The organism is Pseudomonas sp. Gutcm_11s, assembly GCF_028649395.1.
GTDB lineage: Bacteria > Pseudomonadota > Gammaproteobacteria > Pseudomonadales > Pseudomonadaceae > Aquipseudomonas.
In genome coordinates this window covers 345,536-357,867 of the sequence record NZ_JAQSUW010000010.1, presented here as the reverse complement: position 1 = coordinate 357,867, position 12,332 = coordinate 345,536, and the positions used below count along the sequence as shown (strand labels likewise).

The 12,332-nt window shown below is 59.6% G+C and carries 9 protein-coding genes and 2 pseudogenes; 3 read left to right on the top strand and 8 right to left on the bottom strand.

Going from position 1 to position 12,332, the window contains the following annotated elements:
- The 4 genes from argB to coaBC form a co-directional block, all read right to left on the bottom strand.
- Positions 1-909: an acetylglutamate kinase gene (gene argB, locus PTT45_RS06365; protein ID WP_273812166.1), complete on the bottom strand. Its 909-nt coding sequence runs from the start codon at positions 907-909 to the stop codon at positions 1-3.
- Between the two features lie 23 nt (positions 910-932).
- Entirely contained in the window at positions 933-2,342 is a 1,410-nt protein-coding gene (gene algC, locus PTT45_RS06360; protein ID WP_273812275.1) for a phosphomannomutase/phosphoglucomutase, read from the bottom strand.
- Between the two features lie 1,217 nt (positions 2,343-3,559).
- Complete coding sequence (gene dut, locus PTT45_RS06355) at positions 3,560-4,015, bottom strand: dUTP diphosphatase (RefSeq protein WP_273812165.1); 456 nt, start codon at positions 4,013-4,015, stop codon at positions 3,560-3,562.
- 23 nt (positions 4,016-4,038) lie between these two features.
- On the bottom strand, positions 4,039-5,247 hold the full coding sequence (gene coaBC / locus PTT45_RS06350) for a bifunctional phosphopantothenoylcysteine decarboxylase/phosphopantothenate--cysteine ligase CoaBC (protein ID WP_273812164.1): 1,209 nt from the start codon (positions 5,245-5,247) through the stop codon (positions 4,039-4,041).
- Between the two features lie 167 nt (positions 5,248-5,414).
- On the opposite strand from coaBC, the pseudogene PTT45_RS06345 reads away from it, so the two are divergent.
- Together PTT45_RS06345 and PTT45_RS06340 are read left to right on the top strand one after the other, a co-directional pair.
- Positions 5,415-5,918: pseudogene (locus PTT45_RS06345) on the top strand (JAB domain-containing protein); the annotation flags it as partial.
- Positions 5,919-5,932: 14 nt separating this feature from the next.
- Positions 5,933-7,666 carry a recombinase family protein gene (locus tag PTT45_RS06340; RefSeq protein ID WP_273812162.1) on the top strand — a complete coding sequence of 578 codons (1,734 nt, stop codon included), beginning with the start codon at positions 5,933-5,935 and terminating at the stop codon, positions 7,664-7,666.
- Here the strand turns inward: PTT45_RS06340 and PTT45_RS06335 are convergent.
- The 3 genes from PTT45_RS06335 to PTT45_RS06325 all read right to left on the bottom strand — a co-directional run bounded on the left by PTT45_RS06335 (position 7,663) and on the right by PTT45_RS06325 (position 10,152).
- The gene (locus tag PTT45_RS06335; RefSeq protein WP_273812161.1) at positions 7,663-8,583 is read right to left on the bottom strand and encodes a hypothetical protein; all 921 of its coding nucleotides are present in this window, start codon (positions 8,581-8,583) and stop codon (positions 7,663-7,665) included. The two genes, PTT45_RS06340 and PTT45_RS06335, sit on opposite strands and share 4 nt — an antisense overlap.
- Complete coding sequence (locus tag PTT45_RS06330) at positions 8,580-8,855, bottom strand: hypothetical protein (protein ID WP_273812160.1); 276 nt, start codon at positions 8,853-8,855, stop codon at positions 8,580-8,582. The genes PTT45_RS06335 and PTT45_RS06330 overlap by 4 nt, the downstream gene beginning before the upstream one ends.
- A 598-nt stretch (positions 8,856-9,453) precedes the next feature.
- The gene (locus PTT45_RS06325; RefSeq protein ID WP_273812159.1) at positions 9,454-10,152 is read right to left on the bottom strand and encodes a hypothetical protein; all 699 of its coding nucleotides are present in this window, start codon (positions 10,150-10,152) and stop codon (positions 9,454-9,456) included.
- 161 nt (positions 10,153-10,313) lie between these two features.
- On the opposite strand from PTT45_RS06325, the pseudogene PTT45_RS06320 reads away from it, so the two are divergent.
- Positions 10,314-10,520 (top strand): annotated as a pseudogene (locus tag PTT45_RS06320) (JAB domain-containing protein); the annotation flags it as partial.
- Here PTT45_RS06320 and PTT45_RS06315 read toward each other — a convergent pair.
- On the bottom strand, positions 10,517-12,088 hold the full coding sequence (locus PTT45_RS06315) for an ABC transporter substrate-binding protein (RefSeq protein WP_273812158.1): 1,572 nt from the start codon (positions 12,086-12,088) through the stop codon (positions 10,517-10,519). The pseudogene PTT45_RS06320 and the gene PTT45_RS06315 sit on opposite strands and share 4 nt — an antisense overlap.
- Positions 12,089-12,332: the final 244 nt, after the last annotated feature.

Sequence of the window (12,332 nt, the reverse complement as noted above, 5' to 3'; positions counted from 1 at the left end):
TCAGTGATGGCGCTTGCGGTTGGTGATCAGGGTGCCGACGCCGCTGTCGGTGAAGATCTCCAGCAGTACCGCGTTCGGTACGCGCCCATCGATGATGTGCGCGCTGGTCACGCCACCTTGTACCGCTTCCAGAGCGCAACGAATCTTCGGCAGCATGCCGCCATAGATGGTGCCGTCGGCGATCAGGCTGTCGACCTGCTCGGTGGTCAGACCGGTCAGCACTTCGCCCTGCTTGTCCATCAGGCCGGCGATGTTGGTCAGCAGCATCAGCTTCTCCGCCTTCAGCGCTTCGGCCACCTTGCCGGCCACCAGGTCGGCGTTGATGTTGTAGGACTCGCCGTTGGCGCCGACGCCGATCGGCGCGATCACCGGGATGAAGTCGCCCTTGACCAGCATGCTCAGCAGGTCGGTGTTGACTCCGACCACTTCGCCGACATGGCCGATGTCGATGATCTCAGGCTGGGTCATCTCCGGCGTCTGGCGGGTCACGGTGAGCTTCTTCGCGCGAATCAGCTCCGCGTCCTTGCCGGTCAGGCCGATGGCGCTGCCGCCGTGGCGGTTGATCAGGTTGACGATGTCCTTGTTGACCTGGCCGCCGAGGACCATCTCCACCACGTCCATGGTCTGCGCGTCGGTGACGCGCATACCGTCGATGAAGTGGCTCTCGATCGACAGGCGCTTGAGCAGATCGCCGATCTGCGGGCCGCCACCATGCACCACCACCGGATTGATGCCGACCGCCTTCATCAGCACGATGTCGCGGGCGAAGCCTTCCTTGAGCTCGTCGCTCTCCATGGCGTTGCCGCCGTACTTGATCACCAGGGTCTTGCCGACGAAGCGACGGATATAGGGCAGCGCTTCGGACAGGACCTTGGCGACATTGGTGGCGGCATCACGATTGAGGGTCATGGTGGAACGGACTCCGAAGCAGATCAGAACGGCAGATTGAGGTCTGGGGCGACGTTGTACAGCTGGGCGCGGAACACTTCCTTGATGCGCGTGAGCTCTTCTTCGGTCTCCGCCTCGAAGCGCAGCACCAGCACCGGAGTGGTGTTGGAGGCGCGCACCAGGCCCCAGCCCTTCGGATAGTCGACGCGTACGCCGTCGAGGGTGGTCAGGTTGGCCTCGCCCCACACGCCGTCGCGCTGCAGGCGGTCGATCAGGCGGAACTTGCTCTCGTCGGTGACGGTGACGTTGATCTCCGGCGTGGAGATGTCCAGCGGGAAGGCGGAGAACACGTGCTCGGCGTCACGGCGATCCTGGCTGAGGATCTCCAGTAGGCGCGCGGCGCTGTAGATGCCGTCGTCGAAGCCGAACCAGCGCTCCTTGAAGAACACGTGGCCGCTCATCTCGCCGGCCAGCAGGGCGCCGGTTTCCTTCATCTTCTTCTTGATCAGCGAGTGGCCGGTCTTCCACATCACCGGGCGACCACCGTAGCCGCTGATCAGCGCGCCCAGGCGGCGGGTGCACTTGACGTCATAGATGATGTCGGCGCCGGGGTTGCGCGATACCACGTCCTTGGCGAACAGCATCATCAGGCGGTCCGGGTAGACGATGGTGCCGGTGTTGGTCACCACGCCGACGCGGTCGCCGTCGCCGTCGAAGGCCAGGCCCAGATCGGCGCCCTCGGCTTTCACGCGGGCGATCAGGTCTTCCAGGTTCTCCGGCTTGCCCGGGTCCGGGTGGTGGTTGGGGAAGTTGCCGTCTACCTCGCAGAACAGCGGGATCACGCTGCAGCCCAGGGCCTCGATCAGCTTGGGTGCGATCACTCCGGCCACGCCGTTGCCGCAGTCGACCACTACCTTGATCGGCTTGGCCATGGCGATGTCGTCGCGGATCTGCTTGAAGTAGCGATCGAGGATGTCGATCTGCTCGACGCTGCCAACACCGCTGGCCAGGTCGTTGTTGTCGATGCGGGTCTTCAGTGCCTGGATCTGCTCGTTGGCCTGGGTGTCGCCGGCGATGACGATCTTGAAGCCGTTGTAGTCCGGCGGGTTGTGGCTGCCGGTTAGCATCACGCCGGACTTGCCTTCCAGCACGTTGGTGGCGAAGTACAGCACCGGGGTCGGCACCATGCCGACATCGGTGACGTTGCAACCGCAGTCCAGCAGGCCCTGGATCAGTTGTTGAACCAGTTGCGGGCCGGACAGGCGGCCGTCACGGCCGACGGCCACGTTGGGCTCGCCCTTGGCCAGGCTCTCCGAGCCGATGGCGCGGCCGATCCAGTAGGCGGCTTCCGGGGTCAGGGTGTCACCGACCACGCCACGGATGTCGTAGGCGCGGAAAATGGTGGCGGGAAGCTTGGGTGGGGTCTGTACGTTCTGTTGCACGGCGCTATCCATGAATGGTTGCTCCAATCCCAGGAGGTCCTGGTCTTCGTCGAGAATGTCGATATCGAGGATATCGGTAGCCTGGAACAGCGGGTCCGCCAGTTGGGCGGGCTTGGCCGCTGCCGCTTGGGCAGTTGCTTGGGGACTGCCGGCCTCGTTGCGAGAGGCTTCTTGTTTGGGGCGCGGCAGGCGCGCCAGGCTCTGCGCCAGCCCGTCGAGGGCAGCGAACTGCAAGCTGAAGGCTTTGACCGACTTACCGCTGGAAAGCTCCTGCAACATGCCAGCGAGTTGCTGAACGTCGCCGCGCAGGCGGCCGAGCAGGTGATTGCGGGTCAGCATCAGGCCGAGCAGGGCGCCGGCCAGGGCCAACAGGGCGGCGATGGCCAGGATCGCCGGTGGCAGCGGGCCGCCGCCCATGCCTGGGCCGGGGGTGAAGTCGAGCAGCCAGTTCGGGTTGCCGGTGTCGAAGCGCTTTGCCGCGGCCTCGCCAGCCGTGCCGCGCTGCAGCAGGAGCTGTGCGCCGGTGTTGCCGAACTGCTGGCTGAGCTGGACCTGCCCGGCCTCCGCCGGCAAGGCGGGCAGGGCGTTGAGCAGGCGGCCGAGGTCGACCACCAGCAGCAGGGTGCCCTGCAGCTGGTCGCTGCCCGGCGCGCGCAGTGGCGCGGCGCTATAGGCCAGCCAGCGCTCGCCGATCTTGTAGGCCTCGATCGGTGGCTGCTGGCCGTTTTCCAGGCGTCGCAGCATGTCCAGCGCGGCGAAGTTCATCGGCCCGCTGCGGCCGACGTCTAGCGCGGCGCGGGCCGGCAGGTTGATGTGGGCGTCGACCACTCCCTGCCAGTGCTGCAGGCCGCGTTCGGCGGTACCGATCAGGCCGCGGTCGCCGCTCTGCAGGGCGACCAGCAGTGCCGGGTCCTGGGCCGCAGCCTGGACATCGGCCTGCAGCTGGCGCTGGGCCTGCTGCAGAGCACCGGCCTGGCTGCTACCCCAGGCCTCGATCAGCTGCTGTTGCTGCTGATTGCCGCTGTTGCTGACGCTATAGCCGATCAGGGCGCCAGCCAGAATCAGCCCGCCGAGGGCGGCGATGGCGCCCGGCATCAGGGCTTTCTGGTCATTGCCACCCTTGGGGCTGGCCTTGGCCGGCGCGGCGGCGATGAGCGAGTCGTTATCCTTGGCTGCACGTTTGAATTTCACGCAACGTCTCCCTGGCGATTCTTCCCGAATGGACGAACTCAGTGGCTGCCGGAGTGGCCGAAGCCGCCGGCGCCGCGCTGGCTGGCGTCGAACTCTTCGACCAGCTCGAAGTGCGCCTGCACCACCGGTACCAGCACCAGTTGGGCGATGCGCTCGCCGATGGCGATGGTGAATGGCGTCTGGCCGCGGTTCCAGCACGACACCATCAGCTCGCCCTGGTAGTCCGAGTCGATCAGGCCGACCAGGTTGCCGAGCACGATGCCGTGCTTATGGCCGAGTCCCGAGCGCGGCAGGATCAGCGCGGCCAGGCCGGGGTCGCCGATGTATACGGACAGCCCGGTGGGGATCAGCAGGGTCTGGCCCGGCTCGAGCACGGTGTCTTCTTTGAGCATGGCGCGCAGGTCGAGGCCGGCGGAACCGGGGGTGGCGTACTGTGGCAGGGGGAAGTCACTGCCCAGGCGCGGGTCGAGAATCTTGGCTTGCAGAGCGTGCATGGCGGGTTCCGTAGACGAATGAATCAGGCGCGGTTGAGGCGCTCGGCGATGAAGGCCACCAGCTGGCGGGCGATCTTGCTCTTGCTGGTCTGGGCGAAGGCGCTCGCCTGCAGCTCGCGGTCGATCACGGTGATGGCGTTCTCTTCGCTGTTGAAGCCGATGGTCGGGTTGGCCACATCGTTGGCGACGATCAGGTCGAGGTTCTTGTCCTTCAGCTTGCGCGCAGCATAGTCGAGAAGGTTCTCGGTTTCTGCGGCGAAGCCCACGCTGAAGGGGCGATCTTCACGGCCGGCGATGGTGGCGAGGATGTCCGGGTTGCGCACCAGCTGCAGGAGCAGGCCGTCACCACTGTTGGGGTCCTTCTTCATCTTCTGCGTGGCCACCACTTCCGGGCGGTAGTCGGCCACGGCGGCGGAGGCGATCAGCAGGTCGCAGGGCATGGCGGCCTCGCAGGCGGCCAGCATGTCGCGGGCGCTGACCACGTCGATGCGGTTGACCCGGTCGGGCGTCGGCAGGTGCACCGGGCCAGTCACCAGGGTCACCTTGGCACCAGCTTCCACGGCGGCTTCGGCCAGGGCGAAGCCCATCTTGCCGGAGCTGTGGTTGGTGATGTAGCGCACCGGGTCGATGTTTTCCTGGGTTGGGCCGGCGGTGATCAGCACGTGCTTGCCGGTCAGCGCCTGGCGCTGGAAGCAGTCGGCGGCGCGCTGGGCCAGCTCATCCGCTTCGAGCATGCGGCCGAGGCCGACATCGCCGCAGGCCTGGCTGCCGGCGGCCGGGCCGAACAGGTGGTAGCCGCGCGTCTGCAGCGCCTGGGCATTGACCTGGGTGGCGGCGTCGCGCCACATGGCCTGGTTCATCGCCGGCGCCAGGGCGACCTGGGCATCGGTGGCCAGCACCAGGGTGCTCAGCAGGTCGTCGGCCACGCCTTGGGTCAGGCGCGCCATGATGTCGGCGGTGGCGGGGGCGATCAGCACCAGGTCGGCCCACTTGGCCAGCTCGATATGACCCATGGCGGCCTCGGCGGCCGGGTCGAGCAGGTCGAGGTGCACCGGGTGGCCGGAGAGGGCCTGCAGGGTCAGCGGAGTGATGAACTCGCGGCCACCGCGGGTCATCACCACGCGCACTTCGGCACCCTGGTCGCGCAGGCGGCGGACCAGCTCCGCGCTCTTGTAGGCGGCGATGCCGCCGCCGACGCCCAGGACGATGCGTTTCCGATACAGCCGCTGCATAGGCCTGCCTTTAATAATGTGGTGTGGATAGCAGCACGGCGACCTCCCTCCCCAGATCGGTCGGCGTGCGAAAAAACCGGGCTAAGATAGCACAGGGCCTGCGCCGGAACAGCGGGCTGCACGGGGCTGGCAAGGGTTGCCGGCAGGGTTTTCGACAAGGAGGTTGGATGAGCATTCGCGACTGGCCTGCGGCGGAGCGGCCGCGGGAGAAATTGCTGGAGCTGGGGGCGGCGGCGTTGAGCGACGCCGAGCTGCTGGCGATCTTCCTGCGCACCGGGGTGGCGGGGCAGAGCGCGGTGGACCTGGCGCGTCATCTGCTCGCCGATTTCGGCAGCCTGCGCGCGTTGCTCGAGGCCGATCTGCCTTCCTTCAGCCAGCGCCTGGGCCTGGGCCCCGCCAAGTTCGCCCAGCTGCAGGCGGTGCTGGAGATGGGGCGCCGCCACCTGGCCGAGCGGCTACGCCGCGACTCGGCGCTGGAGAGCCCGCAGGCGGTGCGCGACTACCTCAAGGCGCGCCTGCGCCATGAGCCGCACGAGGTCTTCGGCTGCCTGTTTCTCGATGCCAAGCACCGGGTTATCTGCTTCGAGGCGCTGTTCTTCGGCTCCATCGACGGCGCCAGCGTCTACCCGCGGCAGGTGGTCAATAGTGGCATAATTAGAAGCATACAAGCCTAGGAGCACAGGCGATGCCTTATGCCTACCCCTACATCCGCTTTTCCTCCGACGTTCAAAAGGACGGCAATAGCCTGCTGAGGCAGACCAAGGCTATCCAGGCTTACCTCGCTGAGAACCCTCATCTTGAGGTGGATAAGCGGCTAAACCTCGAGGACTTGGGTAAGTCGGGATATGCCGGTCAGCACCTTGAAAAAGGAGGGGCACTTCACCTCTTCTTGGAGAAAGTAAAGCAGGGGAAGGTTGAGAAGGGCTCGGTGCTGATTATTGAACACTTCAATAGGTTGTCCCGGCTTCCCCTTATCAAGTCAATAAGCCTATTTAACGAAATACTTGCTAATGGCGTAAATATCGCCGTGCTTGAAGAAAAGCAGGTTTTTACGGCTGAAAGTTTAACCTCAATGGATTACCTCAAGGCGGTTTTACGCTTTGAAGTTGCACACGCTGAAAGTAGAGACAAGAGTAATAAAGGGATAGATAACTGGCTATTAAAGAAACAACGATTAAGGGATGCCGAAGATCCGGCATCCGCAAGGGCGGAGTTCACCAAAACCGTCCCGCTCTGGCTGACGGTTGATGGCAGAGATATCCGAGTTGATGAAGGCAAGGCCGTTGTCGTCAAGCTTATCTTTGAGTTGTGCTCCAGACGAAATTACGGGTTTATGAAAATTGCCAAGCACCTGAATGAGAACAACATTCCTAGGCTGGATAATTCCGGGCGAGCCTGGACGTTTGATATTGTTAAGAGACTTGTTCATAACCGAGCATTAATAGGGGAGTATCAGCCTAGGGTTTCAGTTCGGAAAGAAGGGCGGAAAAGGCTGGAGTATGTCCCTTCCAACGAGCCCCCAATAACAGGGGTTTTCCCCTTCGTAATAGAACCCGCCCTATTTGATGAGGTTCAGGTCAAAACTCAATCTAGGAAAGTCGGCGGGGGCGGAAGGCGGGCAGATATGCCAAACCTATTCTTGAAGCTTCTGAGATGCAACGAATGCGGAGGCTCCATCAAGCATCAGAAGCACCATAATGGATACAAAGAATATCGGTATCTAAAATGCTATAACTCGCTCTATGGCCATTGTGTTTCCCCAGGCAATAGAGCTTGGCGTTACGATGAGTTTGAGGCGATGTTTTTTCAGTACGCTGGTCGCTTGAATCTGGACGAAATTTTTAGTGCTGCAAATAGTGAAATCGAAACCGTTATGTCCGAGATTTCCTCTATTGAGGTAAGTCTGGCAAAGCAGGAGAGAAAAATAGAGGTTCTCGTTCGTCAAGTGTATGAGAGCGAAACGGTTTCAGCGACGCTGAATAGTCTGCTTATTAGCTTGGAGCAAGACGTAAATAGTTCGAGGCAGCGGGTAAGGGAGAAACACCAGCAGCTTGCCTCCTTGCGAAGTCAAGACATAGAGAAACACAAGGAGACACTGAGAAACTCTCGCGAGTTAATCAGTCAAAGTCAGATGGAGCCGCAACTACGGGACAAAATTAACGCTCACCTGCGGGAAATCATAGCTTCAATCTCCATTGACTTCCCTTCACGCTACGCCAGCGTCACTTTCAAAAGCGGGGTTGTTCGTGAGTTCCACAATGATGGCATATTCGCCAATCTAGCACCCAAGGCTGAAGGTGAGCAGCGAGAGAGAGATCTTGCGGAAATATATGCTTGGAACGGCCTGACAGATGAAGAGAAGGCCAGAAAGTATCAGGAGGCAGGGCTTGATATAGTGCCCTTAAAGGTTGAAATTTAAGGGTTAGGCCAAGGTTTATGCTTACGTTTGACGGTTATTGGGCGGCCAGCTTTTTTCTCTACTGAAGACACTAGTGCTTCGATTAACTCAGCTGTGCCAGGGTCTACATTTAACTCGTTTAGGCTTGTGATGGATTTGTCTATTCTGTTTGCCTGCCTATTTTCTTGCTCTGTATCATTCTCTTGAACTGCTAGCATCCATTTTTGAATTTGATTATTGAGCATCGCCGTATATTTCCCCAGTAGCTTTGCTCGTTCGATCTCTTCCTCCAGTTTCTTAGCTGCATCAGTAGCTGCCTTTAACTGCTTTTGCGATTCCTCTTGTTGGCGTTGCCAATTAGACTGACGCTTCCCTAGGTTGCTTTGTTCGGGCATATAGGTGTCTATGTTAAGCCCGCAGTGCTTTAGCGTTGCTGCTGTAAATGATTTTTTAAGAGTGTTTATAGTGGCCTTTTGGTCTAGTTTTCTTTGGTATTTACCGTTTATTACACGAGAGACAACCAGGTTTAAATGGGGGTTGTTCTGGTCGTGTATGTTTGCGAATGCTTTACCCTTTAGGCTGTCGGCGGGTATGCCGAGCTTTTGTGCCAAGGTAATAGCAACGTCTTTGAATACTAGCCTCCATTGCTCAGTGGTAGGCTGTTTGACGGTTCCTGGAAGCACGAATGTGAAGGATTGGGCATAGGAGTTAACTGGCCTGCCGCCCTTGCTTTGGCTGTTCTTTAGGTCAAGTTGAATGGCTTCGCTTGAGCAGCCTTGAATCACTGCGTCCACATCACCATAAAGCGGCTTTATGGTTGTTCTTCCCTTGTGGTTTGGATGTTCGTTAGCAGTCAAATACTTAAGGTATTGGATAAGGCCGCCGTGCCTGTCTTTTATTCGTTCGCTGCGTACAAACCAGTTTTTTAATCTGCTCACAAGTCCTCAAATTTTGATAATTCATCTAGTTTGTCCTTGAAGGCATCTCCTACGCAGTGCGGTGAGGATATGTGGGACTCCAAAAGATACATTGCACATCTTTGGAGTTTGCGGTCGAGACTTACAAAGCCAAAAATATCGACCTTTCTGTTGTTGTGAAAGCACAAAAGAAAGTTCCTTGCTCTATATCCTTGATTGGTGTGGGTGTATGCAACTTTTTCGAGCTCTAGGAATGACTCTTTAAAACGCTCTTTTTCAATTGGTGTATTCATGTATGTCTCCTTATTGTAGATATACAAATAACATGAATATCGTCATTGTCAAGTTGGCTTGTTTGTTATTTGCGTTTGATTTTCAAGATAGCATAACTCTTCGAGTTAACGACTTCGTCTTGCTTCTTGGTCAGGACTTAGTCCCGACACCCTTTAAAGATATTCCCAATTTGACAACGATTTTATTTGTGGCAAATTGAATAGATAGGAGGTTAATCCGAGATAGTTCGTAAACTCATAACCAAGGTGGGAAAAGTGTCGCGGGGGTTATGGGTGGGGTGCTGCTACCGTGGGCTTACATAGGCAGCGAGATTTGGAGGTTGGCTTTGGTTCTAATAATAGGGAGTATTAGATTGTTGTTCAGGTGAGTGGAATCCGTTACCTTAAAACGTGTATTTATGTCGTGGTGGCATAGATTAAAATGACAAACAAAGTTGTGGCGATATCTGTAAGACTTTTTGAGAAGTGAAACGCCAAGGTCCGAGGACTTAAATCTTGAGGACTGCCGATTGCAGGAGAGTGAAGCTCTTTTAATACCCAATTATGCATAGGCCCCAGCCTGGACGCTAACTCTCTAGCTCAAGGGAGAGTTTTGCCTTCAGGCAGGGGGTTGAAGGGGGTTAGGGGTCGCAGAGGCTTTGAAGGCCTCTTCAATCGAAATGCCTAGAGCCTGCTCTGGCGAGTATCCAGAGTTCTTGAGGGCAGTAATTCTTGCCGCTATTCTTTGCGTAGTGGCATCGTTGTAATAGGGCGAGTTAGGATTTATTTGAGGATACCGAGCCTCATATCTTTCCAATAAGACCTGATAGCTCGTCTTCTGCGGTAATTGCGGCGTGGGTGTAGGGTTGGCTTGTTGATACTTTGACAGATAATGTCGAGGATCTATCGAAAGCCCAGACTTATATGCAGCAAAGAGAACAATCATAACAGCGACTATTGAGTAGGAAAGGATTTCGTCCCACCTCCAACGCTTCTGTGGATTTGGCTGCTTTTTTTGTGGCTCTTTGTCTTCTACCCAGGAGCCCGTTTTCTTTTCCTGTAAAAGCTTAGCAGCACGTTCCTTCTCCTCTTGGGACCGAGTATGTAGATAATGGTCGTCTCTTATGGCCTGAGTTAGGAGATTAATATATTCGGCCCTAGCCTCGCTTTCATTTCCTTTGCACTTTGCCATTGCTTTGGCCATAAGGCCCGGACGAATTTGTCCAGTGCTAAATTCATTGAGGGCTGCAGCATAGAATGCCTCGTCCTCTTTTCGCTTTAGAACAAGCTTATCTTTGAGCAGCGTCCAGGCTTTCATGGTGTTCCCACTCCACACATAGCTATAGACCGCACGTAGTCGATGCTGTAGCCATCGGGTCGTGCCTCTTTGCCTTGATCTTGGCTAGCTAGCAGCACGGATGCAAGCCTCCGCACTGCTAGCCAGCTGCACAAATACTATGCTTCTAATGGTTGAGCCTAATGGTCAAGCGTGCCCTGGCACACAACGCAGCTGCGGCCATCCTGGTGCACAACCACCCCTCCGGCGTCGCCGAGCCCAGCCAGGCCGACCGCCTGCTCACCGAGCGGCTCAAGGAGGCGCTTGGGATGATCGAGGTGCGCGTGCTTGACCACTTCATCGTTGGCGACGGTGAGCCGCTGTCGATGGCCGAGTACGGCTGGGTCTAGTTCAGCGTGACCCTGGACAGCTCGAGGCGGCCGAAGGGGCTGACCTGGTAGCCCGTCACGCCCTTGCGCAGCAGGCTGTAGGCGGTGGGATGGGCCAACGGCAGCCACAGTGCCTGTTGCTGGATGATTTCCTGGGCCTGGCGATACAGCACACTGCGCGCCGCCTGGTCGCCGCCGGTGCGACCTTCGGTGATCAGCTTGTCCAGCTGCGGGTCGCAGTAGCGGGCGAAGTTCAGCCCGGACTCGACCGAGGCGCAGGCGAATTGCGGGGTGAGGAAGTTGTCCGGGTCGCCGTTGTCGCCGGCCCATCCCATGAACAGCAGGTCATGCTCGCCGGCCTTGGCGCGGCGAATCAGTTCGCCCCATTCGATCACGCGAATCTCCGCCTGGATGCCGATCTTGGCCAGGTCGGCCTGCAGCAACTGGGCGCCGAGGGTAGGGTTGGGATTGAGCAGGCTGCCGGAGGGGCGGGTCCAGATCGTGGTCTTGAAGCCGTCCGCCAGCCCGGCTTCTGCCAGCAGCGCCTTGGCCTTGGCCGGGTCATGCGGGTAGCCGGGCAGCTCGGCGTAGCTCCAGGTGTTGGCGGGCAGCGGGCCATTGGCAGCGCTGGCGCTGCCCTCGAAGACCGCCTGCAGGTAGGCGGTCCGGTCGAAGGCCAGGTTGATCGCCTGGCGCACCTGCGGCTTGTCCAGCGGCGGGTGCTGGCTATTGAGGGCGACGAAGGCGGTCATGAAAGCCGGCGTCTCGCTGATCGCCAGCCGCTCGTCCTGGCGGGCGGCCTGTACGTCCAGGGGCTTGGGCGACAGGGCGAGCTGGCATTCGCCGCGCTTGAGCTTCTGCAGGCGTACGTTGGCGTCCGGGGTGATGGCGAACACCAGGCCGTCGACGCCCGGCTTGCCGGCGAAGTAGTCCGGGTTGGCGACATAGCGGATCGCCGCGTCCTTCTGGAAGCGCTTGAGGATGAACGGGCCGGTGCCGACCGGCTGGCTATTGAGCAGCGCAGGCTTGCCGGCGGTCAGCAGCTGGTCGGCGTACTCGGCGGAATAGATGGAGGCGAAGCCCATGCTCAGCGTGGCGAGGAAGGTGGCGTCCGGGTGTTTGAGGACGAAGCGCACGCTCGTCGGGGTTGGCGCCTCGACGCGCTCGATCAGCGCCGGCCATTGCATGGACTGGGCATGCGGATAGCCGCTGGCGGCCACCTTGTGCCAGGGGTGGGCGGTATCGAGCATGCGCTGGAAGCTGAACAGCACGTCGTCGGCGTTCAGTTCGCGGCTCGGGGCGAACCAGGCGGTGCGCTGGAACTTCACCCCGGCGCGCAGCTGGAAGGTCCAGCTCAGGCCGTCGGCGGACACCTCCCAGCGCTCGGCCAGGCTGGGTACCAGCTTGCCGGCCGCGGCGTCGAACTCGACCAGGCGATTCATCAGCATGTCGGCGGAGGCGTTGGTGCTGGTCAGCGAGTTGTACTGCACCACGTCGAAACCATCCGGACTGGCCTCGGTACACACGGCCAGAGTGGCGGCCTGGCTCAGCAGGGGGGCGAACAGCAGGGGCAGGGCGGCTAGGCGCATCGGGGTTCCTCCGGACGACGAACGTCACACCGTAGAGCAAAGGGGCCTGGCAGACAACGACGCGGGGCGACGAGCGGTCGAGCTCGGGGCGCCGCGAAGGGCCGCCGTTCCTGGCCGCGACCGGTGTTTTTCGCGCAGCCTCATCCTTGCGAGCGGTTGGGTGTTCTGGTATAAAGCAGCGCTCTTTTCTAGGGGCCCGGTCCAGCGGAGACGCTAAACGCCGGTAAGACCCCCGAGAAACGCG